Raw genomic sequence first — 24627 nt, forward strand, 5'->3', positions numbered from 1 at the left:
AGACTGATGAATTCATCAGTTCTACCCTGCTTTTTTGATTAATTAACTGTCTTATACCACTCGTTCACCTCGGCTGTAATATCATCGCCGCCCATGGACTTCCATTTCGTCACAAACGCATCGAATTCCTCAATGCCCACCTGACCATAGATGATCTTGCTGAACGTATCCTTCTCCAGCTTGTCGATCGCATCCTGTTTCATTTTCATCGTCTCGGTCGGTGCTCCCGTGAACTTGCTCTTGATCGCATTATCTTTATTTGCAACGACGACTTCAGCAGCTACAAATACTTCGGGTTTGTTGGCAATCTTGGTATTTTTCTCAAAAGGAGTCTCCGGCTCCTTACCCTTCGCAAGTTCCGCCAGCGTATCCATCATGAGATTCGGAATTCGAGCACCATCATACGTAATCGTATATTTGAGTGGTGATACGCCATCCTTCACTTCAGCTTCACCAACGACTTTGCCATCCACGATGTCATAGTCATACCCTTGTGCAAAGCCATGTTCGAACTCGCTGCCCACTTCCGGATTAGCAAAGTTGTCGAACAGATAATTTTGGTACGTGAAGAAAATCTCCGGGTTCGCCATGTCTTTGTTAATCAGCACCACCCCATTGCTTGCACCAGAACCATGTTGGTGGCTCTCGCCTGTTGGTCCTGTAGGTAAAGCAATGGCCTTGTACGTGGCACCATCCACATTTTTCTTCACATCATCAATCGGCCAATTCGGCATCCAGTGTGGTCCCACGATAATGCCAGCTTTGCCTGCGGTGAACAATTCTGCTGCTTTGATCTCGTCATAGACACCTGCTTCTTTGGGCAGATAGCCTTTGGACAACCAATCTTTCATCGTCGCAAGACCTTCCTTCACCCCTGGCTGGATGGAGCCATATTGCAGCGTTCCGTCTCCAGCATCATTCCACTGTCCAGGCATCGTGTTGTACATGCCGAAGATCCAGCCAGATTCCGTCATCCAGGTATTGAGCGCATTCTTCATGCCGACAGTCAGACCATACGTATCTTTCTTGCCGTTCCCATCGGGGTCTTGATTCGTAAAAGCATCCATGACCGTAACCAGTTCATCCATTGTTTTCGGTTCTTCCAGTCCCAGCTTCTTCAGCCAGTCTTCCCGGATAAACATGACCGAATCGCCGTTGTAGGCATAATCGAAGATCGGAATACCGTAACGCTCGCCCTCATACATGTATGGATACCATTCTTCCGGTGCCGATTCAGATGCCTGTTTCCATGTGTCCGAAGCATATTGGTCAAACAAATCACCCGCATTGGCAAACTTGCCCGATTCAATTAATTCCCTTACCAGATTGTAGTCCCCCCGAATGGAGACGATATCCGGCAGTTCCTCGTTAGCCGACAGGGACAAGCGCAATTTCGTGTAAAATGCATCATTGGTCACCGATACGGCCCACGGTGTGGTCAAATCGATGCCAAGTCGTTCCTTGGCCCATTTGGTATGCACATTGTTTTGTGCCGTTTCCCCGTTCTTGAATTTCGTATCATCATTCCAGGCCCGCAAATAACTCATCTGTACCGCCGGTTCATACTTCCCGTCTTGCAGAGCAAGTGGTGCAGCGGCTTCCTTCGCCGGTTCTTCCTTGGCCCCCGAACTGCATGCCGTTACGGCAACCATCGTGATTGCGAGCAATGCCGTCATCATTTTTCTATACATGAACTAACCCCTCCTCAGGTAACTTGGATACCCTTTTGTGCCAAATGCACCTCTGCATGTGGCATTATGCACCTTACATGAAAAGGATAGTGCAGCCGGGGAGGCAAACATATATCACAATTTCAATGTTCATATTGATTTGTTAACCGTTCCGAAAATCTTGCGGGGTCAGTCCATAATGTTTGCGGAACACCTGAATGAAATAAGGCGTGTTGTTGTACCCCACCTCCTGACCGACTTCATAGATCTTCATCGCCGTATGCTTCAGCAAGTGAACCGCACGTTCCATTCTGGAACGGATAATATAATCACTAATGCCTTCACCTGTGGATTGCTTGTACATTTTCGACAGATATACCGGGTGCAGATGCACCTCTCCGGCAATGACTTGTAACGATAGATCCTCACCCAGATGATGGTCGATCCATTGTTGCACCTGCCGGATCAGCGTTGATCCGGCATCCTGTCCCGCATCACTTGTACTCTCTGCCCACTGCTGCATCACAGACCGAGTCCATGTTTCAAGACTGCGTAGCGAGATGCCATAACCATCCTTGAGCAACTGCTGGTACTGCTCCCCAAGCACTTCGGCTAACTGCCTTCCTTCCCGATGAGCCATATAGGAGAATGCCGCCGCCAGATAATGAAAAGCCACATAGACATGCTCCGGGAACACACTGTTCGACAGTTCGGCAAAGATCTGATCAATCTTACGGTGTGCATCCTCCATGCGCCCGGCTTCCAGTAACGTCGTCAGACCCGGCGGTTCATACAGTGCTGCAAGAGACTTCAACGTGGCCCCATTGGTTCCTGCCGCCGCATTCAGATGTAATCCTTTGCCAGCCTCAGCCTGCTTGCGAAGTGCACTGACGGCTTGATGATATAGCTGCGGCACCTGATCTGGGAAACGCCCCATACGACTAACGGACAGGGAAATGGTCGCGTTCAGATACTGCCTCACACTGTGGATCAACCGCTCTCCAAGTCTGCCCATTAACATTTCCGGTTCGGCTTGAGTTTGTTTGGCACTGGCCATGAAGACCAGATCATCGTAGGCGTCATCCGTATGGCAGAGATGATAGGTATTTCCGTAGATCTCTTCCACCACATTCGAGATGGCGTATTTCATCAGTCGAAATGCTTTATGTGTGGGTTGATGGTCATCATACCGGATGAGCAGCAGCTGCATTTTATCCTGTGGACGGAACCCGATCTCCAATTGCTCCAGCTTGCCTTCGAGTTCAGCATCCGCAAATTTATGCCCTAACAGCACATCCTTCATCAGCTCCGCCCGCTTCTCGGGCAGATGTTCCCTCACCGAATACATGGCCCGCTGATGCAGCATTTGTTTCTCACCCTCCAGGCGAATCTGCACAGCAGCCTGCTGCACGGATTCAATCAGTTCCTCATCCCGGACCGGCTTGAGCAGATAACTGACTGTCCCGTGTTTGAGCGCCTGCTTCGCATAATCGAAGGAAGCATGCCCCGATAAAATAATACATTTCGTCTGTTCCCACTTTTGCCGGATATGACTGACCAGATCCAGACCGGACAGACCCGGCATGCGAATATCCGTGATAATAATATGGACCTGGTGTGTTGCCATATGTTCCAGTGCCTCTTTGACTGAATAGGCTTTGAATACCTGACCAATCCCGTGTTCCCTCCATGGTATGGAGACGGCTATCGACTCCACTGCCGAATGTTCATCATCTACCACCATCAGATTCATCATGCGGTTGTTCCTCCTCAAACCATCGAATTTCTACACTAAGTCCACCATAGGGAATCGCTCCAAAATGAAGCCCGGACGACAGCCCATATCGCGTAACGAGACGCTGGTGCACATTCCACGTGCCTGTTCCGATCTCCTCGCCCATTGGTTCATTGATCTCCCGTTCCAATTCGGTAATCTCTTCCGCTGTCAGCGTGACACCATCATTGTCAACAAACAGGCTATATCTTGTATATTTCCGACCCTCAATATTTTCGGGTACTGCCATACCCGTTACAACGACATGCCCACTGCCTTCCATCGGCTCGATGCCGTGGATCACCGCATTCTCAACGATCGGCTGAATGAGCAGTCGTGGAATGTGAAGCTGCATCAGTTGCTGCGTTACAGCGATTTCGTAGGTCAGCCGGTTGGTCCGCATCTGTTGGATGGACAGATAATGGTCCAGCAGCCGGATCTCTTCTTCCACAGTTGTCATGTCATTCTCGCCCCGCGTAATGTAGCGATAGTAGTCTCCCAGACTTAGCGACATGGCAATAACCGCTTCACGGTTGCCGAGCTGGGTCATATTTTTGATATAAAACAGGCAGTTATATAGAAAATGCGGATTGATCTGTGATTGCAGATGCTTCAATGTTGCTTCACGTGAGCGAATACGTTCCTCGTATACCTTCTCGATCAGTTCCTGAATCTGCTCCGCCATATGGTTAAAGCTCTGGGTCAGGTACGCGAATTCATCACGAGAGTGATCGACTGGAATCCGTGTGGACAGCTGCCCTTTGCGAATCTGTTGGAGCCCTCTCATCAAACGGTGGATTGGCACCTGGACTTTTCGATACAAAAGCAGCGCAGCCCCGATACTCAGCACGAGCAGTAGCAAAATGGAGGTAATAAACATATTTCGGCTCTTATCCATCGGGGTTAGCAAATCATCCAATACCAACGGATTCACGTATACTGCCTGTAGCTGTTTGGAGTGCACGTAACTGACCAGATATTGCTTGCCGCCTACCTCCAGCTGATGATTACCTTCTCTCTCCGGTCCGTTAAAGGGGATATCACGCATGATCGCTTCAACCAGTTCGGAGTCCGCCGTACGGTTCAGCAACGGCTCATTGCCCGGTACTAACAAGAAAGGATCTCCGCCCTGCGTTTCTTTAAAATCATCCAACATGGCAACCACGTTCATCGGGTCAAAATTAATCTCCATCACCGTTCGCACGCCTGTGTTCACTGGTTTTTCATTCCACTCGTAGTTATCCGTGAAAAAGTAGGTGAAACTCCCCTGCTCCAACTGCCATTGGCCTGGTTGCGGAAACGTCAACATCTTCTCATCGTAGACCGTTCGGCTGGACATGGTGGATAACACAAGTTCCGCTTGTGGCAGCACAATGGTAATATCGTTCTTCCAGCGGCTGGTGGACTGGTACAATGATAATTTGTCGAGAATATCCAGATAGATGCTGTTTTTCTCATATTGGCTGGTTGAATCCGTCATGTAACGGTAATGCAGGATACTCGGATCTCGCAGCAAGGTCAGGCCATACAGCGAGAGCTGCTCGATATTTTTATCCACCTGGGAACTGAAATAATTGAACTGGTTCAGACTCGACTGTTGTTTCTCTTCAACGACCATATCCACATTTTCCTGGTTCGCGTATGTATAGAGCAACAGAATGGGTACCAGCAGGCAGATTAAGAGAATGACCGTTTTCGCAAATACTGTGAATTTCATCGTTTCACCCTGTCCCTGAATTTGAAGTCGTTCTACACCGAAGTCCTATTTTATATTGAAAACCCTTACATTTCTATATGATTTTATATTCACACGCTTTCCTGCGACTTGTAATTCCCTTATACTGGGAGTGAATCAACATTTCGTGAGGGGGCCCTATGATGAAACTGACAGAACAAGGCATTTTGCACATTGAAGAGGAAGATATCTCCACGATGTATTGTTATCGGGATCGGGATGGGATGGCTTTTGATGCTACTTTCCTGTTTGAGTTACAATTTCATGAATTAACCTTATCTCCAGGCAGTGTTCGGGCGATTCAGTTTGATTTTGAGGAAGAGGAAGCCCCCCTCTATGAAGAACGGGAACGTCTGGTGGCCGAGGTGCAGTCAGCGCTTCGTACCGTTGATACGCAGTATGATGGCTCGATTGTGAGATGATATAGGGACGTTCAGCATGAAGGGCATATCGGAAGCAGATAACATATGGCAGGAACACAACCTGAAGACAGGGCATTGGACTTTACAGTCGGATGCTCCTTTTTGTCGTTTCCATCAACAAGTTAATATTTCAACATCCGCATTGAAATGTTGTTCTATAGTCCGCCCTTTTCCGTTGTTATAATTCAGTTGCTCCACTCCGTGCAGAGGCTTGCTCGCCTCATGTTGCCCGGGGTTGGACGAGATAAAGGAGGGACCCTGATGGCTATGGAACAACCGTTAACAACCAATACGCCGGTGCGAAAAATGACACCCCATCCACGCAAACGTACCCGCTGGAATTTCAAACGCACGTGGCCGCTGCATCTGATGCTGCTGCCTGCTGTACTTCTCACTTTGCTGTTCGCCTATGTGCCCATGGGCGGCATTATTATTGCTTTTCAAGACTTCAAACCGTGGCTGGGGTTCACTGGCTCCAAATGGGTCGGCTGGGACAACTTCCGGTTCATGTTCGAATATCCCGACAGCGTTCAGGTCATCTGGAACACGGTACTGATTGCTTCGATGAAAATTGTGGCCGGACTTGTTGCCCCCGTGGTGTTCGCCATTTTGCTGAATGAGGTTCGGAACTCCACGTTCAAACGTTTCTCACAGACCTTGGTGTATCTGCCCCATTTCCTGTCCTGGGTTGTCCTGGGTGGTATATTGCTCGACATGTTATCACCGGAAGGCGGGCTGGTAAACCAGGTGTTGGCGGCGGCTGGCGTTGAACCGATCTTCTTTTTGGGGGATGGCGACTGGTTCCGTGTAACGGTAGTTGTTAGTGATGTGTGGAAGGAATTTGGATTCGGAACGATTGTATTTCTCGCAGCACTTGCGGGTATTAACCCCGCATTATATGAGGCTTCGGAGGTAGATGGGGCAACACGACTTAGACAGACATTACATATTACCCTGCCTGCACTCGTGCCGATGATTATCGTAGTAGGTACGTTATCGCTGGGCAATATCCTGAATGCAGGCTTTGACCAGATCTTCAACCTGTACAATCCGCTGGTATATGAAAAAGGCGATATTATCGATACCTTTGTCTACCGGATGGGAATTCTGAATGGCAAAATGAGCTTTGCGACAGCCGTTGGACTATTCAAATCATTTGTCGCGATGTTCTTGGTCATCTCTGCGTACCGGATGGCGTACAAAATCGCCAATTACCGTATTTTTTAAAAGAGTTAGCATAACGCATTAAGGAGGAATCAAGGTGTATCACAAAACAACCGGGTACCGTATATTCAATGGTTTCAACCTGATATTCATCGCGGCCGTCTCGATCCTGTGCATCCTGCCGCTGGTCCATATTCTGGCGGTTTCCTTCAGTGGTAAAGCGGCAGCATCCGCCAATCTAGTGACACTTTGGCCAATTGATTTTACGGTGGACGCCTATACCAAAACATTTGGTAACAGTAACTTTCTCAGTGCACTCTGGATTTCAGTCCAGCGTACTGTTCTGGGAACACTGCTCAGTATGACACTTGTTTTCCTGACGGCTTATCCGTTATCCAAGGAGAGTCTGCACTTCAAAGGGCGTTCGTTATATGCGTGGTTTTTCATCTTCACGATGCTGTTCAGCGGGGGATTGATTCCGTCCTATATTTTGATCCAGAAGCTTGGACTGATTAATACGATGTGGGCTTTGATTTTGCCGGGAGCGGTAGCTGTTTGGAACCTGATTCTGATGATGAACTTCTTCCGTAACGTGCCAAAAGAGCTGGAAGAAGCCGCATTTATCGATGGAGCCAACCATATAACGACGTTATTCAAAATCTATCTGCCTGTATCCATGCCCGCCATTGCGACGATCTCCTTATTCACCATGGTAGGTCAGTGGAATTCTTGGTTCGACGGGTTGATCTATATGAATGATGCTTCCAAATATCCACTCGCTACGTTGATGCAGACCATTATCGTTCAGCAGGACTTCTCCAACATGAACGTGGATGCAACGCAGCTTCAGAACATGTCTCAGCGTACGGTGAACGCAGCTCAGATCTTTATCGGCGCTCTCCCAATCCTGCTCGTATATCCGTTCTTGCAGCGTTTCTTCGTGAAGGGGATTGTGCTGGGGGCGGTAAAAGAGTAAGGCAAACACAAGGAATCCCGTCATGGGATTCTTCTTCATTTTAAAATTGCATACTACAAGTTCATTATTTCAATTGATTCGCGATTGTTCTCCCGCGAGTTGCGTTGTTATACTCATTAATTAACTCATCCAGCACCATGGATTGGCGAATAACCTCCGGATGCCATAGTTCCGGATACTGAGCTGCAATCTGGTAGAGTCTTTGCCGTGCATGTTCGATACATTCCTGAATGGTTTCCGGATTATGTACCATACTCCCGCCCCCTGTTGTCCTTAAATATCCATCATCCAAAAAAGACCATCTAATATAATATTCGGAACAAGAGGGGGTTTGGATTACCCCAAAATTAAAATTTTGGTTATTTTTTCTTGTAAAATTTATTATTATTGTGGATTACATGACCTGATCTGCATTTATGTTCAATGCAAATAAACCGGAGAGGCCACGACCTGTCCGGTTTTATAACGTTTATCTCTTTTCCAAAACGACGTCACATGCCGAGATGAATATGAGCGTACTCAGCAGCTTACGTACGCTAATCCTCATATTTCGCAAAAAAAACATCCTCAAGAACGGCCTTGGCCTTCTTCAAATCACGGGAATTCAACGTATCAAGCATCCCCATAATTTCATTCATTTCCTCGTTAATGGTCACTGCTTCCGTATTCTCATTATCGTTATCGTTTGAAGCTTCATCGCCATAGGGCATCCTCTCACTAGAAACGATGGATGGCCCATCCTTTTCCGAATTGAACCAGGACGCCTGTGCCGTGTCACGGAGAGCATGAACTAAGAACTGCAATTCATCTTCGGTATATCGCTGCAAAAAACGGTTTGCGCCAAGATCAATTTGTTGATGCATGGCTTGATGCAAACGATAGATGTCTTGACCCCGTTCTGTCATGCGAAACAAGACTTCTTTTTTATTATCAGGCAGGTATTCAGGCAGAATGATATTTTTCTGTACCAGCCTTTTGGTGATTTTAGAAACCGTGCCTTTGGAAAAGCCGAATTGCTTCGAAATGGTTATGCCATTTACAGGCTCAAGTGTTCCAATGGCATCCAGCACATGCAGCATGGTAACCGTCATTTCTTCGACTAACTCCTGAACTTCCGGATTAGGGCTATTCTTGAGCAGCCATTCCTTCTCTTCGTCATCTTCCGCTTGGAATTTAATCTGTATGTCTTTCACAGCTTCCAGCACTTCATCAATCAGGTGCTCTTTATTGTGATAGTTTGATGGCTTGATCATCCTTTTTCCTCCAACACTAATGAACTTCATCCCAGTATATCAAGGACAGGTTCACAAATAAAGTTTCCAGGAAACAATATTGACAATTGAATAGAATTTAAACTAATATTGTTGCAAGGAAACTTATTGTTTCTTAGAAACAATAAGTTGTAATTTTCATAGTCCGTTAGTTATTAGAAACAGAACTTTATTTCAGATCCAATTTAGAGAGGAACATTACAAATGACAGATATACGATTTAATCCATCGCAAGAGAAGCAAGAACGAAATGTGAGTCCATCGAGGGAAGATTACAATATCGACGTATTGGTTGCAGGCGCTGGCCCGACCGGATCTACATTAGCAGCAGATCTCTTGCGCCGCGGCCTTCGTGTCCGGCTGGTTGACAAGGCTCCCCACGCCTTTAAAGGCTCTCGTGCCAAGGGAGTACAGCCGCGAACCCAGGAGGTTTTGGAGGACCTCGGCGTGCTGAGTGATGCTCATACAGAGGGAAGTTCTTATCCTCTCGCAGGTATTCATCTCGGGCCGATCACCGTGCCATGGCGCATGCAACAGCGAAATAAACCTACACCGGATGTACCTTATCCGAATATTCTTCTGCTGGCTCAACACCGCACGGATGCCATCCTGCACCGACTTCTCAAACGTCAGGGACTGAATATTGAATTTAACAACGCGGTGGATTCTTTTGAACAGGATGCCAATGGGGTGACAGTGACGCTCTCTTCAGGGGAGAAGATTCGCAGCAGATATCTGGTGGGGGCGGACGGTGGTTCCAGCACCGTTCGTAAAGGTGTTGGCATTCGTTTTGTGGGAGAGACCACCGAATCGGATCGAATGCTTATCATCGACGGTACAATCGATGGGTTGTCGCGCAGTCGTTGGCATATGTGGCCACGCACAAAAGGTAAATTTGTCGGAGCATGTCCTCTGCCACATTCCGACCAGTTCCAAGTCATGATCAGGTTGGGAGAAGACGAGAACCCAGACCTCGACGAGGCTGTACTTGCCGCTCAGTTCCACAAACTCACTGGTTTACGGCTCTACGATATTACCTGGAGTTCTGTATTTCGTCCCAACGTGCGACTTGCCGAGCATTATCGGTCGGGCCGGGTCTTTCTTGCAGGCGATGCAGCCCACGTCCATACCCCAGCCGGTGCGCAAGGACTCAATACCGGTGTACAGGACGCTTACAACCTCGGCTGGAAGATAGGTCAGGTCATTGCTGGCGCACCCGATCGCTTGCTTGACAGCTATGAAGCTGAACGTCAACCTATTGCCGCACGCGTACTTGGAAAATCCAGCGAGTTGTACGCCAAGCTCGATAGTAAACGCCTTGCCAGTCTCAAACGCGGTGACGAAGAACGTCAGCTCACACTATCGTATCATGGTGGTCCACTTAGCTCTGAGAATTCATCAGCGACCAAGTCACTTCAGGTCGGAGATCGAGCACCCGATGCTCCATGCATCGGCCCAGGCGGGGTAAGACGACTTTTTGAAATTCTCCGTGGACCACAATTCACATTGCTTGCTTTTGGAGCCAATGCCGCTCATATCCTCCCTGACCTGATCTGGCCGGCTAGTGGTGCCGAATTGCACAGATACATCGTCGGTACTGGTAATGAAGCCGAACAGAATGTTATCAACGACACCACCCAAAAATTGACTGACATCTACGGCATTAACAGCGACACGCTGATACTTATTCGACCCGATGGTTACATCGGCAGCATCATCAAGAGCGACTGGCAGACGGAATTTGAGAATGTAGTCAGCATGGTTACCCCGCCACGTTAAGTGTGAAATATTAAAACTGCGCTTTAAGCATCAAATGGCGCTTCGGCCCGGTTATCACATCAGATAAACTACTTGTTATATTTATCTTAATCCAACATCCTTAAAACGATTGCCTATCGTCTCAGGAAAGGCATGTTTGATGGAATCAATGGCACGTTGTTCCGTAGCCCCTGCCTTCCGGATAAGATCAATCACGCTTTGTACAGATTCTGGTTCTCTCGAATCCCAAGAGATAGAGTCATCTATCACCTCAACGATCATTGTATACAGATTTGCGAGTAGCTCATACTCGTTTATAACCCGGTCCATTTGAATGGACAGATGCTTAAGTCCTGCCACATAAGAGGCAATATCCCATCTTGATTTGGCATAATAGCGAAGTACAATTGCCGCTTGTTCTGCGTCATATGCTCCTGACTGTAAAACAGCAGCAATAGTGGCATACGCAGCCGCTCCACAGGCATAATCTTGGGGCGGCAGCATGTAGTCATGGGTTTCCCATTTGTAAACGGCCTGGATTAACGATTCCTTGCAGACTTCCCATAGATCTATGGGTGCACAAGCTTCCAGCACCTGATAGTACCAGTAGGGTGAACTGTTCCTTCCAAACGAATCATAGGGCAGACGAATAACTTCATTGCCTTTACTTTCACAGATGAATAACACCCGTTCCACATCATCATATCCAGTAACAATGACAAATTGATCGTGCCAGAGAATCGCACCTACGCCCCGGTCAATGGAAGCTTTAATGTCCAGCAGAGCCTGCTTCTGATACAGGGGAAAGGTTGGTTCGAACGAAAAGCCCGCTGCCTGGCTCGCCGTCACGCCAATGAAGTCAGCTGCGACAAAGTTCTCTGCCATCCAGTTGTATGCGGAGATTGACTCTGCCGTCAGACGCCGATCCACCACTAGTCTGAATGCACTTGCTGTCATACCTGCAATCATGTGGTGTGGGAAATCCGTCCACTGTTTATGTAATAAAATGCGATACATCGCATCTGTATACGTACTCACACCGCTCCATGATCTATTTGCATCAGCAGAATTCATAGTTTGCGGGGAGTGAATCCAGTCCTGCAATACTACTTTTGTCGCCATCATCCTTCACGCCCTTCATTTCTCATCCTATCGTGCGGAATGTGCTCCCCACCGTGATATCGTGGACCGTTTAAGGTCAGGATACTTCCTGGATATCACTCGAAAATAATCAATAGCCTGCTCTTCCAGTGCTTTCGCCTTCACTAGTACCTGGGCTAAATCTTCTGTGGTGTCTGGCCGCAAGACACGTCTATTTTCCTCCTGAACCATATATCCCTTCATTTGGTCAATTAACGTCCCAAGCTGTTCATAACATGCACAAGCCTGGTCCAGTTCGTTCCATATCCCTCGAACATACTGCAAATACATTCGTATTTCGGTTCGAGAATGGCAGAAGGATTCCAATATATAAGCCGCACCCGATTCATCGAAATTCCCACTCCGCAGGGCCTCCACCCACACATCATATGCCTTTTTACCTGAAGCAATATTCTGATCAGGTAACAGACGATAGGGAATATCCCAATCCTCAATCGCCAGTCGCAGGGATTCCAGCAGCATCTGCTGTTCAGGGATGCGGACTTGATCACCAAACATTTGACAATACCAAAATCCAGTAAAGTTTAAGCCGAAATTGTCATACAACAAAATCTGCGGTTCCTTGCTCCATCCGTCTTGCACATAAAAGATGCGGTCACTGTCATCATATCCATGAATAACACCGAACTCAGGAATCCAGTAAATCACACCAGTGCCTTCATCAATACTCCGTCTCACCCAATTCACTGCATCCTGCTGATAATAACCAAACGTGGAATGACGTGTACGTCCCCCATCCCAGATCGTGAATATCCCCAGGTTATCGACTCCGGGACGATGTGCCTCCCCCCATTGTCCATACGCTGTAACCGACATGGGAAGTAGTCTGCGATGTACTGACAGCTTGAAAGCCATGCCCGTATATCCGGCAAGTACAACCTTGGAACCTTGAAACTGGTCCGTATGGGTTAGTATCGCATGCAGACTATCCACGTACGATTTGGACTCCCGCTTCATGATGAGGTTATCTAAAATATTCTCAGCCAAGGACGGATCTTCTCCTCTCTACACTGGTTTATTCCACGTTTTGCTTACGTTGTATCGCGAGCCTGTCCATTAATCCTTCTGCGCTTTGCTGAAGCTTGCGTCTAAGCCATGCAGGAGACAAAAGTTCCTCCCATTCGCTAATAAACAAATGCTGCAAGAAAGCCTCCGTGTCATAAAATTCAATCGAATAAATCAGATCTTGCCTAGTTCGAATACGATATCCTTGCCATAGGTCCATGTGCTGCAATTCCTTCAAGCGAATCTCAGCTACAAACGGTTTACGCACAGGCAGTGGTTCTTCCCATCCACCTAGGAGAGCATCTGACCTGTACTCAAATCTCTCATCCAAGATCGCTATATGAACAATGCCCTCCAAGCGAATTGCCACTTGCTGCACAGGATCTGCTTCATAACCCACTACGTAATCGGCGTTAAACTGGGATATCATCTTCAATGGACACAAGGAAAACTGCCGTTCTCCATCATGATCCCTGTAATGAATATGTACTCTGCGCAAGTCAGTTATGGCATGGGACAACAATTCAAAGAATTGCAGTTGCTTCGGTTGCGCCGAAAACACCGGAAGCTCGCTACTTCCCAGCTGTTGTTCCTCCAACGTAAAACGCTCCAGCAAATGTGCTACACGTTTCACCGCGTCCGATTGATCATAATCATAATGCCGATAGCGATGCGCCAGATATTTCAGCACACGCTGTTCTTCTTCGGTCATATACAAATGGGGCAATCGAAAAGTCTGATCCTCATAACAATAGCCCCGATATTTCGCCATATATACCAAAGGAGCTCGTAGGGAGCTTGCCATATATTCAATATCACGCTGAGCCTGACGACGGGAGATTTCAAATTCACGGGCAAGCCAGCTGCTGTTCGGAAAACGTCCACCCCGAATCTGTTCGTCAAACCAGTGAATCCGATGCATGTTACTCATCTTCCCGCCCCCATCTCATCCATTCCTAATATATTCGATTATATCAAAAGAAATGGCCCATTCCGAAGAACAGGCCCGTTATGTTATACGTGTGCCTTATCCACTCTGGATTGCACTGCTTTGGAGCATTTCTTGCATACTTTCAGACTTGTACCGTCTGTTTTTGTTTGCGTATACAACAATTTTATTCGGGTACTGCTGCACACCGGGCATGTTCCCCGGCCCCTGGAAGGAAGACTCCACAAGATGCGTCCTCTTTTGGTTTTTGCCAATGGTTGTGAACCTCTTTTCGATATGGTTTGTGTGTTCACCGTTATTATATAGGGCATGGTACGACACAGAATGTCGCAGCAGTATTAGAGGTAGTTCAAAAGAAAATAAAAATGTCCCCTCTTCGACCTGAAGAAAGGACAACATTTAGGAAAGATCTGTGCTCGTCTGAGCTGCGGCCTGCAATAATGGTTGCAAGAGTCCTGGAAATCGCGTTTCCAGATCTTCGGACCGCAGGGTGAGAAAATGCTGTGTGCCCTGCACTCTGACCCGAATAACTCCGGCTTCCCGCAGGGTCCGAATATGGTGCGACATCGTTGACTTCACAACAGGTGCATGAAAATGACTGCACGGCTGCTCCCCGCTTCTCGCTGCTTCCGCAACAATCCCAAGACGGGTCGGGTCGCTTAATGCATACAATACGGAGGAAAGTTCAATATCTGATACTTGTGGATGATGTAAAATCTTCATATTGTAGTCTCCTTTTTTCAGACTATCCATTGTATTTTAACACAGATCCATGATATATTTCTAATGTTCGACACCAATCGAACTTTAATGATTTCGTTATGTATCCCCTGCTGTCAGGCACGGGATTAACATCATACTACATTTTGCAAATGTTACACACCGTTTCTGAAATGTTGCGAAATACACATCACTCCAGGAGGTTTTTTATGAACAACACCGCAACCGCATCATCAGGGGAACGGACCGGAATACAGGAAGGATTGATTGTAAGCTTGCTTGGCTTCACCGTTGTACTCGTTGTTATGAATACAATGATGTTTAATCTGGCCTTGCCTAAAATTGCAGCCGAATTTATGCTTACATCCGTCGCTTCATCTTGGATTGTTACAGGGTATTCCATTGTATTTGCCATTTCCTCGATTACGTTCTCACGTCTATCCGATTTCATACCCATCCGTACATTATTCACGACTGGGCTGACTTTACTTGGTGCTGCATCCGTTCTAGGATTCTTCAGTAATCACTTCATCATTTTGCTCATTGCACGTCTGATTCAGGCTGCGGGTGCTGCATCGGTTCCGGGGCTTGCCATTGTGCTAATTACCCGGTACATTCCGAATGATCGTCGGGGTAAATCGATGGCTGTCATCATGTCCGCCAGTTCACTGGGTCTTGGACTTGGTCCCGTCATCGGCGGAAGTATTACACAATTTCTGGGATGGCATGATTTGTTTATCGTTACAGGATTAACGTTGTTCTTGATTCCTGTATTCTTCAAACTGCTTCCTCGGGAAACACCGCAAAAAGGTTCATTTGACCTGCTGGGTGCCGTGCTTCTCGCCATCGGTACTACGGGTGTGCTGTTATTCCTGACTTCCCGTCAGTGGTTCACGCTTGTCATCGGTGCTGCGGCACTGCTTCTGTTCTGGCTCCGAATTCGGCGCGCGGCAGATCCATTTGTTCAACCTGCTTTGTTCAAAGATAAAAAATATATGATGCTCAGCTCGCTGGGGATTGTATCGTACATCAATAACTTCTCAACGCTGTTCCTGCTGCCGCAAATTTTGGCGCATCTGTATGGACTGACACCTGCTCAATCCGGACTTGTCATCTTCCCGGGTGCAGTCGTGTCTATGCTGCTCTCCAACCGGATCGGCCGCATGATTGACCGACACGGCAATACGTTGCTGCTGAAGTTTGCACCATGGCTGCTACTGGCAGCTGCCGGGCTATTCGCCTTATTTGCAGACAATAACATCTACGCCATTATGGCTGTTTATGTCCTGCTCAGCGTTGGCTTCTCTTCCCTGACCACCAGCGTGTCCAATGAATTGTCAGGCAATCTGACCATGGATCAGGTCGGTGCAGGTATGGGGCTGTTCCAACTCAGTCAATTCTTCAGCGGTGCTTTCAGTGTTGCTGTTACTGGTGTAGCATTGACGGCGATGCAGAATATGCCGCTATCCTCAGCGTACACCAATATTTTCTGGGGAATGACTGTGGTCGCACTCGCATCGGTTATTTTCTCTCAGGTGTATCTGAGAATGCAGTCACGGAAAGTCACGGAAAAAAGTAGCCGGATCTAACATCTCATTTAACCGAAAGAAGTCAGGAAGGGACCCTCGGGTTCTGAACCTGGCTTTTTTTCTGCCTATTTTCTATATATGTGTCAACTGGCCTCTCCCACAAACACAAAAAAGCCCCAAGGACGCATTCATCACGCTCCTCGGGGCTATTATTTTAATATTGCTCACTTCGATATTCTGCTAAAAGATTATACTATTCAAACAGGTCCAGACGAAGACGTTTCAGACTCGTATGTTTGATGTACCACTGGCCGTCGATTTTGACAAAAGTTTCATGATAGTGCCCAAATCCGTGGAACGATTTGTTCTCATTGCCCTCCGGGAACGTTACCCAATCTTCCATTGGGGAGATGACCTTCGCTTCGTTCTCGGATACAAATTCAACTTCGGCGCTATGCACATGGTGCACGGTTACGGCAACATCCACCAGATCACGGAATACTTGTACAATCGTATCACGGCCTGTTAATACCGGAATCGGATTGCCTTCTGTGCTGAAATCAGCGATTGCATCCGGAGCGAACACGTCACCCAAGGTATCCCACTGTTTCGTATCAATATAGCGGCAATAGCGCGCCTTGGTATTCCGAATGTTTTCCAGTGCGAGCAATTGTTCCAGTCCTGTAATCGTTGATTGGCTCATGTGTTGTCCCTCCAGAGATGTAAAATGTGATGTAAGATTGAATCAAGTATGTATGCAACTATACCTTCCTTATTGTACCATTCGACTTCTATGAGGTACAACGAAATACCTACAATACAAAAAAATCTTTCCTTGCCTCTCGTGAGGATGGGGAAAGATCTAGATATACTATGTTCCAGACGAGTTAACCACGGCGATTGAAGCTTCACTTCTAGCTGCAAGTTTTAAATTACAGGGAATGTGCACCCTTCATCTGAGAAGCCAGTTCTGACATTTTCTTATTGTTCAAAAAACTTTCCATCTCTTCTTCCGCCTGCACCATTACCTGCTGGATCAAGCAGCCTGCGTTATGATTCTGGGAACATTCGAACAGAGACGCCTGACCTTCAATCGCATGAATAATCTCCAGGAAGGAAGGGTCCGGATTTTTACGACTAAGACGATAGCCACCATTGGCGCCAGAAGTAGATTCGATCATACCCGCCTTAACCAATTTGGTCAGTATTTTGGACAGATAGGTTGGTGATACCTTCTGCAGTTCTGCAAGTTGATGTACACTAACCAGCTGTTCAGGGGCAGTGCTTACAAGATGAAGCATCGTATGCAAAGCATAATTTGTCGCTTTTGAATATTTCATGAGGGCACCTCATTATACACGGATTTAATTTATCCATAATAGACTTGATTAAGCTCTCTGTCAAACCATTACTCTTCAAGCGCTGGCAACATCGAAAGGATACCGGTTAATTATGATACAATCCGCGATAATCCGTAGGTGTCATCCCCTCATGGGCCATGAACTGGCGGTTAAAATAACTGGCATTGGGATACCCCGCTTCCTCCGCGATCTGTCCAATGTTAGCCGCAGGCCTTTCCAGCAGCCATTGCTTTGCCATCTGTAGCCGTGAACGAGTAATAAATTCCATGGGCGTCATCTCCACAGCACTCTTGAACATTTTGCAAAAGTAATACGAACTCACACCTGCGAGATCCGCCCAGTCCTGTAACAGGAAAGGTTGGCAGGCCTCCTGCTGCATCTGTGGAAGCAGCGCAAGAACCCGACTTTCCGCCTTACTTGTGGTGCGTGTGCTCTTTAAAGGTACCGCATGCTGTACGAACTCGGCGAGTACGGCATAAGTCAGTGTGGATAGCTGAGCAGGACGCAGCATGGTGTTCTGTTCCGCTTCAGTCAACAAAGCCAGATGAGCCTCTTCCCATGAGCTACGCTGCCGTAGCGTCCACAGCAGATTGCGATGCAACCCCCGCTCGATCATATAATCATGCAGACGTTCACCGTAAAAATGAACCCATCTCACATCCCATGGGTCATCTTCACTACTATAATAATGCTGTCGCTGTTGCGGGAAATAAAGCACGGCCTGACCTGCGCGAAGCTCATGCACCACCCCGTCCACTTCCACGTATCCCTTGCCTGCAGCGACATAGTGAATATTAAAATTGTTTAGTACGCCTGCCTCCCGTAATACGGAATGCTGGGGATGTTCCATATAATGTCCAACCGATTCCGGATAACAAAAATATGGAATATCCTGCAGGGTTAGCAATACCGTTTGCCTCATCATAACGACTTCTCCTTACTTAACAATATTGTGTTAACTAACTTCAATATATTATCATTTTAATTCGATCATCTATTCCTTATAATCACAATATACATTTATACACAGGAGGATACAACACATGAATTCAGTTCAAAAATTGCGTTGGGGAATTCTTGGTAGCGCTAGCATTGCTGTGGAATCCGTCATTCCAGGCTTGCAGCAATCCGAGTTGAATGAAGTCACCGCGATCGCTAGTCGGGACGAAGATAAAGCCAAACAGACGGCCGATCAACTCGGGATCGACAAGGCCTATGGCAGTTATGAAGCTTTGCTCGCAGATGATTCCATCGATGCCGTATATATCCCGCTACCGAATCATTTGCATCGGGAATGGACGATCCGGGCTGCTGAGGCAGGCAAACATATTTTGTGCGAAAAACCACTGGCTCTGACTGAGCAGGAAGCTCAGGAGATGGTTCAAGCTTGTGCAGATGCAGGTGTGCAGCTGGCTGAAGCATTCATGTACCGCCATCATCCACGTTACGATCAGATCAGGGATATCATCGCCAGCGGTGAGATCGGTGAGATCCGCGGTATTCATAGTACATTTTCGTTTAATAATTCCAATGCTTCCGGCAATGTTCGCTTTCGGCGGGATTGGGGTGGAGGTGCACTGTATGATATCGGATGTTATTCCATCAGCGTAGCACGTCTGCTGCTTGGTCAAGAACCAAGTGCAGCTACCGTGATTGGCATGTTTTCCCCACAGCATGATCAGGTCGATATGATGGCATCCGGACTGCTGGAATTCGATAATCACGTTGGCGTGACGTTTGACAGCAGCATGTGGGCAGCCTTCCGCAACACACTGGAAGTACTGGGATCCGAGGGCATTATTGAAGTCCCTTCCGCATTTGTCAGCGAGCAAGATAACAGTTCGAACTTCTATGTAACAGCTGGCGGTGAACGCAGAGAGATTGAGGTTCCGCAAGTGAACCACTACTCTCTTCAGGGAGATGATATGGCACGTGCCGTACTTCAGGGCAAGGATCTGCGCTTCGCTCCTTCCGATGCGGTAGCTAATATGAAAGTATTGGAAGCTTGCCTTCGTTCAGCGGAACAACGTACACGAATTACACTATAATCGAGAGGATGAACTGACTTATGGAATATATCGAAATTGCTGGTGCAGGTAAACCCGTCTCCAGACTGATTAAAGGAACCGATTATTTCGTGCATGATGCCTACGATAAAGCAGCTACGAACATGGATGCTTTTCTGTCGATCGGCGGTAACACCGTAGATACAGCTCATATTTATTGTGATGGAGAAAGTGAAGAAGTCCTTGGTCGTTATATGAAGGAACGCGGTAACCGCGACCAGATTGTCATTCTCACCAAAGGCGCACATCATGACCAAAATGGACCACGTGTTAACGCCGATGCCATCCGTAGTGATTTGCTGGAAAGTCTGGAGCGTCTTCAGACAGATCACGTAGAGATGTATGCCTTGCACCGGGATGATCCAAATACCCCTGTCAGTGTTATTCTTGAAGCACTGAACGAACATATTGATTCCGGCAAAATCGGCGCGATCGGCGCCTCCAACTGGACCTGGCAACGGCTAGAGGAAGCCAATGCGTACGCTGCGGCGAATGGCCTGAAAGGTTTTACCTTCAGCAGTCCGAATCTCAGTCTCGCCAAAGCAAACGAACCTTTCTGGGAAGGCTGTGTGTCAGCAGATGCAGAGACGCTGGCATGGCATGAGCAAACCAAGCTACCATTGCTGTCCTGGTCCTCCCAAGCACGTGGTTTCTTCACTGGACGATTCACACCTGAAGTTCGAGATAACGCCGATCTGGTGCGTGTATTCTATAGTGATGGCAACTGGGAACGTTTGCGCCGGGCTGAACAATTGGCGAATTCGAAGAAAACAACACCAATTCAGATTGCACTCGCTTATGTATTGAATCAGACGTTCCCAACCTGTGCGCTGATCGGTGCTCAGAATCAGGCAGAACTACTCTCCTGTGATGAAGGTTCCCGTATCACGCTGACTCCTGCTGAAATCTCATGGTTGGATCTGGGCAGTAATGTGCCAGCTGGCATCTAAAAGAAAGTTAAACATTCTATCATTCAATTTAATGACTCTAAGAGGCTGATATTCCGCGATAGCGTGAAATGTCAGCCTCTTTCTGTTCTGCACAAGCGATTAGATGCTTTAACCTTGTTGCACAAATTACCATATATACTGTTCACTTTCCCACACTTGCCTGGGAAGAAATAGAGAAGGACTTACCCCAGAACACTTCTCTGAGATAAGTCCCTTATATCATAGATTAAGACATATAAAATGTTAGAAATTGCACTGTCATTCGGTTGAATTACAGCTTAATGATCTGACCTGTTTTCTCGGATTCGAATGCTGCCAGGATAACTTGCAGAGAACGCAAACCCTCTTCCCCGGAAATTGCTGGAGGTGTTTGGGTCACAATCGACTCTACAAAAGCGTCAATTACGCCACTCGGCACTTGTTTCTCGTTGGTAGCCATGGCACCGACTTTGTATGTCTCAACTGTACCATTGGTCAGCTCAACAATAACTTCATCGCCTTCGACTGTTCCGATCTTCATAACACCATTCTCACACCACAGAACTGTACTATTGTCTCCGGCTCTGTATTGTGTCCAGCTCGCTACCAGCGTTCCGATCGCTCCGCTCTTCATGCGAAGCAAGCAAGTCGCGTTATCGTCAACCTTAGTACCTTCTTTGTGCAGTGTGCTGATGAAACCAGCTACTTCAGATACTTCATCGTTCAGCAAGTAACGGATGAAGTCTGATTTGTGTACGCCCAAGTCGCCCATAGCGCCCATAATGGCTTCTTCTTTGCGGAAGAACCAGCTTTCAGCTCCGTCCACACTCCATGCTTCCGGACCCGGGTGACCGAAGGAAGTACGGAAATTCAGGACTTTACCGAGTTTACCGGAGTCGAGAATTTCTTTTGCTTTCACGTGAGGAGGCATCAGGCGCTGGTTGTGTCCAACCATCAGATACACACCGTTTTTCTTGGCAGCTTCGATCATTTGCTCGCCTTCTTCAGTGGATACCGCCATTGGTTTCTCAACCAATACATGCTTGCCTGCATTAGCAGCAGCAATCGCCATTGGCGCATGCAGATAGTTCGGTGTACATACACTAACGGCATCTACCGTTTCGTTAGCAAGCAATTCTTCGTAACTGGAGTACGCTTTACCGCCGTAAGTCTCGGCCATCTTCTCCGCACGCTCCACGATCGGATCGGCAAAAGCGATAAGTTCTACGTTCTCATTGGCAGCGTACTCTGGAATATGTCTGCGCTCGGCAATGGCTCCACAGCCGAATACAGCAACTTTAATTTTACTCATGTACATAAGTCTCCTTTGACAAATAGATTAGCATTTTTCATGGTTCGATGGTCCATTAGAATTGGTTCAGGTAGTTTTCTTTCAACCAGTTGTAGCTATTGGATACGCTCTCAAGTGGAGGATTCTGACATACGTCTTGTTCCACGATCAACCACTCCACGCCGGCATTCGTAGCGCCTTCAATGACAGCTGGCAGGTTAACCGAACCTTGTCCCAGTTCCAGTGTTTTCATCTGGCCCTGTTCGTCTTTGCTGAAGTCCTTCAGATGAAGCAGCGGCAAACGACCCGCATATTTATTAATATACTCGATCGGATTTTGTCCCGCAAATTGTACCCAACATACGTCCATTTCCACTTTTACCGCTTCCGGTGATGTTTGAGCAAACATGGCATCAAAGGCATTGGCATCGCCAACCTGACCATGGAATTCAAAGTCATGGTTATGGTAACCGAAGATCAATCCTTGCTTTGCTGCTTCAGCTCCATATTGTTGTAACTCAGCGAATAGCTTGGTCCAGCCTTCTGCATTCTCAGGACGATCTTCTGGCATCAGGTAAGGGCAAATGATATATTGTGCACCAATTGTTTTCAGGTAATCGATCTGTTTTTGCAAGTCTTCGCGCATCGCATGTAGTGAAACGTGGCTGCTGAATCCTTTCAGTCCAAGTTCATCTAGTAGCGCTTTCATTTCCTCAGCTGGAATATCGCCATATCCGGCAAACTCCACGCCTTCATATCCAAGGGCCGCTACCTTACGCAACGTACCACGAAAATCTGCTGCAGTTTCATCACGGAGTGTAAACAATTGCAAACCAACATTAAGTTTTTTCATGTAGGATACACCTCTGTTCTCAAATTTGCTTTCATTGCTCTATCTGGTATCATCCTAACGCAAAACAGGCTAGAATGAACATATACAATATAGTCAGAACATGAACTATCTGATCAAATTTTATTTCCATCATTTTGCATCTATTGAATGTAGCCCATTTGAATGCATGCAGGATGTACATATTGGGGGATTTTATCTTTGGATACGTTAGAGACATCTGTGCTGATCTGTGACTACTCATACCACTATAAGGCGTTCACTCATAATATGAAGGGCGAGCTGCAAACCTATCTGTTCCGTCTGCAGACCGAAGGCTCGTGCAAGGTGTATGTACAAGATAAAGAATTCAGGATGACCAGTGGGGATTTGTTGCTGCTCAAGCCTGGTGACGATTATCATCTCGTGGTCGATGAACCACATAAAGAAGGACGTTTGTCCAGCGGAGATTATTATCTGTTCTGCGAGGGAAGCTGGATTGAGAACTGGTGGAAACGGCAGCATCGATCTACCGTGAGCCGGATAGGACTTGATGATAAGCTGATCAGCCTATGGCGAAATATGTTACTTGAGAAGCGTCGAGGACCTCTTGAGGAAAATGCGGAGCTAAAGGATGCGTTACTACGTGGATTATGTCTGTATATCGACCGGGCAATCACGGAGAATATTCAGACGGATCGGGCAGTTTCCTCTGCGTTGAAGTTAAAACGTTTTATTGAGGAGCATGCCACGGTTACCTTTAAACTTGAAGAAGCGGCACGTTATGCCGGACTCAGCCTGTCACGTGCAGTGCGTTTATTTAAGGAGCATTACAATCAGACCATGATTCAATACGCGATTGAGATCCGTCTGAATGCGGCACTGGAACGCATGAAATACAGTGAAATGACACTGGAGCATATTGCGGAATCCTGCGGTTTTGCAAGCTACTCCTATTTCCATCGGGTATTCCGCGCACACTTCGGTTTGTCTCCCGCGGAGTATCTCAAATCCAGACAGCATGAGCCTATTGATGATCTGGAGCATGTATGACGTGCAGTATCAGATCAGAAACCCATGACCTTAAACAGGTTCATGGGTTATTTTGATACGGTAAACTGTGAACAGCTACTAGTAAGCCTGAAAGTCAGACCGTTTTTTATAAGAATGAATTTCACTTCAATATTTTTTCATGTGACTCCCACAGAACAAGGCTGTACAATTATAGAGACAGTTATCTTACAAATTCATACATATCCCATTAAACTCACATCTATCATACTGGAGCGATACATATGCTAACCCACCCGCGCAAAGTCCTCATCATCGAGGATGAACCAGATATTTCGCGTATCCTGCGAGATTATCTAACCAAAAATCAATATGAAGCCGCCGTGGCAGCGACTGGTCAAGACGGGCTTCAGATTATGGAGCTTATTCAACCGGACTACATTATTCTAGACATTATGCTTCCAGATATGGACGGAATTGAGGTGTGCCGTGAGATTCGACGACGCAATAATATCCCCATCCTTATTCTGAGTGCCAGAGGCAGTGATACCGATAAGGTACTTGGCCTTGGATTTGGAGCAGACGATTATATGACGAAGCCCTTCTCGCTGAGCGAACTGTTAGCACGAATCAATGCCCACTTTAGACGTTACGACAGCATGACATCAGATCATGATAGAACAGATCTATTGCATCTTGGAAACCTTATGATTGATAAGAAAGCCTATAAAGTTACATTGAACGGATCAGAAGTATCTGTGTCTGCCAAAGAATTCGAATTACTTCATTATCTGGCAAGCCATAAGAATCAAGTTTTCTCCAAAGCCCAGTTGCTAGACGCAATCTGGGGATATGCAACCTATGGTGATGAAAATACCGTAACCGTATACATTCGCAGACTGCGTGAAAAAATCGAGGCGGATGCCTCACATCCGACCGTTCTGAAGACGGTATGGGGTGTCGGCTACAAATTCAATTATGAATAAGCGAGATAGGAGACATGGGC

The 24627-nt window shown here is 47.0% G+C and carries 24 protein-coding genes; 9 read left to right on the forward strand and 15 right to left on the reverse strand.

Features of this window, described 5'->3' with window-relative positions; all coding sequences use genetic code 11:
• Positions 1–38: 38 nt before the first annotated feature.
• The 3 genes from OM416_RS22365 to OM416_RS22375 form a co-directional block, all read right to left on the reverse strand.
• Positions 39–1691, reverse strand: a complete 1653-nt coding sequence (locus OM416_RS22365; protein WP_264933144.1) for an extracellular solute-binding protein — start codon at positions 1689–1691, stop codon at positions 39–41.
• Positions 1692–1833: 142 nt separating this feature from the next.
• Positions 1834–3426 (reverse strand): response regulator transcription factor, encoded by a 1593-nt coding sequence (locus tag OM416_RS22370; RefSeq protein WP_264933146.1) that lies wholly within the window; start codon positions 3424–3426, stop codon positions 1834–1836.
• Positions 3401–5161: a sensor histidine kinase gene (locus tag OM416_RS22375; RefSeq protein ID WP_264933148.1), complete on the reverse strand. Its 1761-nt coding sequence runs from the start codon at positions 5159–5161 to the stop codon at positions 3401–3403. Before OM416_RS22375 ends, OM416_RS22370 begins: the two co-directional genes overlap by 26 nt.
• 158 nt (positions 5162–5319) lie before the next feature.
• On the opposite strand from OM416_RS22375, the gene OM416_RS22380 reads away from it, so the two are divergent.
• The 3 genes from OM416_RS22380 (at position 5320) to OM416_RS22390 (ending at position 7741) form a co-directional block, all read left to right on the forward strand.
• Entirely contained in the window at positions 5320–5601 is a 282-nt protein-coding gene (locus OM416_RS22380) for a hypothetical protein (protein WP_264933151.1), read from the forward strand.
• A 306-nt stretch (positions 5602–5907) separates the two neighbouring features.
• Positions 5908–6828, forward strand: a complete 921-nt coding sequence (locus tag OM416_RS22385) for an ABC transporter permease (RefSeq protein WP_036668173.1) — start codon at positions 5908–5910, stop codon at positions 6826–6828.
• Positions 6829–6862: 34 nt separating this feature from the next.
• The gene (locus tag OM416_RS22390; RefSeq protein ID WP_017692164.1) at positions 6863–7741 is read left to right on the forward strand and encodes a carbohydrate ABC transporter permease; all 879 of its coding nucleotides are present in this window, start codon (positions 6863–6865) and stop codon (positions 7739–7741) included.
• A gap of 64 nt (positions 7742–7805) precedes the next feature.
• Here OM416_RS22390 and OM416_RS22395 read toward each other — a convergent pair whose 3' ends face one another.
• Entirely contained in the window at positions 7806–7994 is a 189-nt protein-coding gene (locus tag OM416_RS22395) for an aspartyl-phosphate phosphatase Spo0E family protein (RefSeq protein WP_264933155.1), read from the reverse strand.
• Positions 7995–8277: 283 nt separating this feature from the next.
• On the reverse strand, positions 8278–8994 hold the full coding sequence (locus tag OM416_RS22400) for a MarR family transcriptional regulator (RefSeq protein WP_264933157.1): 717 nt from the start codon (positions 8992–8994) through the stop codon (positions 8278–8280).
• Positions 8995–9216: 222 nt separating this feature from the next.
• Between OM416_RS22400 and OM416_RS22405 the strand changes: the two genes are divergently transcribed.
• A complete protein-coding gene (locus tag OM416_RS22405; protein ID WP_264933159.1) occupies positions 9217–10791 on the forward strand; it encodes an FAD-dependent monooxygenase in 1575 nt (524 codons plus the stop codon).
• 81 nt (positions 10792–10872) lie between these two features.
• Here OM416_RS22405 and OM416_RS22410 read toward each other — a convergent pair whose 3' ends face one another.
• From OM416_RS22410 to OM416_RS22430, 5 genes are all read right to left on the reverse strand, one after another.
• Entirely contained in the window at positions 10873–11895 is a 1023-nt protein-coding gene (locus OM416_RS22410; RefSeq protein ID WP_264933161.1) for a hypothetical protein, read from the reverse strand.
• A gap of 24 nt (positions 11896–11919) precedes the next feature.
• Positions 11920–12918 (reverse strand): C39 family peptidase, encoded by a 999-nt coding sequence (locus OM416_RS22415; RefSeq protein WP_264933163.1) that lies wholly within the window; start codon positions 12916–12918, stop codon positions 11920–11922.
• A gap of 28 nt (positions 12919–12946) precedes the next feature.
• Positions 12947–13867: a helix-turn-helix transcriptional regulator gene (locus tag OM416_RS22420; RefSeq protein WP_264933165.1), complete on the reverse strand. Its 921-nt coding sequence runs from the start codon at positions 13865–13867 to the stop codon at positions 12947–12949.
• Positions 13868–13950: 83 nt separating this feature from the next.
• Positions 13951–14139: a hypothetical protein gene (locus OM416_RS22425; protein WP_076334054.1), complete on the reverse strand. Its 189-nt coding sequence runs from the start codon at positions 14137–14139 to the stop codon at positions 13951–13953.
• Positions 14140–14284: 145 nt separating this feature from the next.
• Positions 14285–14608, reverse strand: coding sequence for an ArsR/SmtB family transcription factor (locus OM416_RS22430; protein ID WP_062836375.1), 324 nt, complete (start codon positions 14606–14608; stop codon positions 14285–14287).
• Positions 14609–14814: 206 nt separating this feature from the next.
• Between OM416_RS22430 and OM416_RS22435 the strand changes: the two genes are divergently transcribed.
• The gene (locus OM416_RS22435; RefSeq protein ID WP_264933168.1) at positions 14815–16194 is read left to right on the forward strand and encodes an MFS transporter; all 1380 of its coding nucleotides are present in this window, start codon (positions 14815–14817) and stop codon (positions 16192–16194) included.
• A 193-nt stretch (positions 16195–16387) separates the two neighbouring features.
• Here the strand turns inward: OM416_RS22435 and OM416_RS22440 are convergent, their stop codons facing one another.
• The 3 genes from OM416_RS22440 to OM416_RS22450 form a co-directional block, all read right to left on the reverse strand.
• Positions 16388–16837 (reverse strand): nuclear transport factor 2 family protein, encoded by a 450-nt coding sequence (locus tag OM416_RS22440; protein WP_062836373.1) that lies wholly within the window; start codon positions 16835–16837, stop codon positions 16388–16390.
• A 229-nt stretch (positions 16838–17066) separates the two neighbouring features.
• Positions 17067–17474 (reverse strand): RrF2 family transcriptional regulator, encoded by a 408-nt coding sequence (locus OM416_RS22445; protein ID WP_017692155.1) that lies wholly within the window; start codon positions 17472–17474, stop codon positions 17067–17069.
• 106 nt (positions 17475–17580) lie between these two features.
• Positions 17581–18420: an AraC family transcriptional regulator gene (locus tag OM416_RS22450; protein ID WP_062836372.1), complete on the reverse strand. Its 840-nt coding sequence runs from the start codon at positions 18418–18420 to the stop codon at positions 17581–17583.
• A gap of 118 nt (positions 18421–18538) precedes the next feature.
• Here OM416_RS22450 and OM416_RS22455 point away from each other — a divergent pair, with 118 nt between their 5' ends.
• Both OM416_RS22455 and OM416_RS22460 read left to right on the forward strand, forming a co-directional pair.
• Entirely contained in the window at positions 18539–19543 is a 1005-nt protein-coding gene (locus OM416_RS22455) for a Gfo/Idh/MocA family protein (RefSeq protein ID WP_264933173.1), read from the forward strand.
• 20 nt (positions 19544–19563) lie between these two features.
• Positions 19564–20511: an aldo/keto reductase gene (locus tag OM416_RS22460; protein WP_264933175.1), complete on the forward strand. Its 948-nt coding sequence runs from the start codon at positions 19564–19566 to the stop codon at positions 20509–20511.
• A gap of 271 nt (positions 20512–20782) precedes the next feature.
• Here the strand turns inward: OM416_RS22460 and OM416_RS22465 are convergent, their stop codons facing one another.
• Both OM416_RS22465 and OM416_RS22470 read right to left on the reverse strand, forming a co-directional pair.
• Positions 20783–21802 (reverse strand): Gfo/Idh/MocA family protein, encoded by a 1020-nt coding sequence (locus OM416_RS22465; RefSeq protein ID WP_264933177.1) that lies wholly within the window; start codon positions 21800–21802, stop codon positions 20783–20785.
• A gap of 55 nt (positions 21803–21857) precedes the next feature.
• Positions 21858–22634, reverse strand: coding sequence for a sugar phosphate isomerase/epimerase family protein (locus tag OM416_RS22470; protein WP_264933179.1), 777 nt, complete (start codon positions 22632–22634; stop codon positions 21858–21860).
• Between the two features lie 198 nt (positions 22635–22832).
• Here OM416_RS22470 and OM416_RS22475 point away from each other — a divergent pair, with 198 nt between their 5' ends.
• Both OM416_RS22475 and OM416_RS22480 read left to right on the forward strand, forming a co-directional pair.
• Positions 22833–23663: a helix-turn-helix domain-containing protein gene (locus OM416_RS22475; protein ID WP_264933181.1), complete on the forward strand. Its 831-nt coding sequence runs from the start codon at positions 22833–22835 to the stop codon at positions 23661–23663.
• A 242-nt stretch (positions 23664–23905) separates the two neighbouring features.
• Positions 23906–24607 (forward strand): response regulator transcription factor, encoded by a 702-nt coding sequence (locus OM416_RS22480; RefSeq protein ID WP_264933183.1) that lies wholly within the window; start codon positions 23906–23908, stop codon positions 24605–24607.
• Positions 24608–24627: the final 20 nt, after the last annotated feature.

The sequence above is a fragment of the Paenibacillus sp. LS1 genome, assembly GCF_026013365.1.
In the GTDB taxonomy this organism is placed as follows: Bacteria; Bacillota; Bacilli; order Paenibacillales; family Paenibacillaceae; genus Paenibacillus.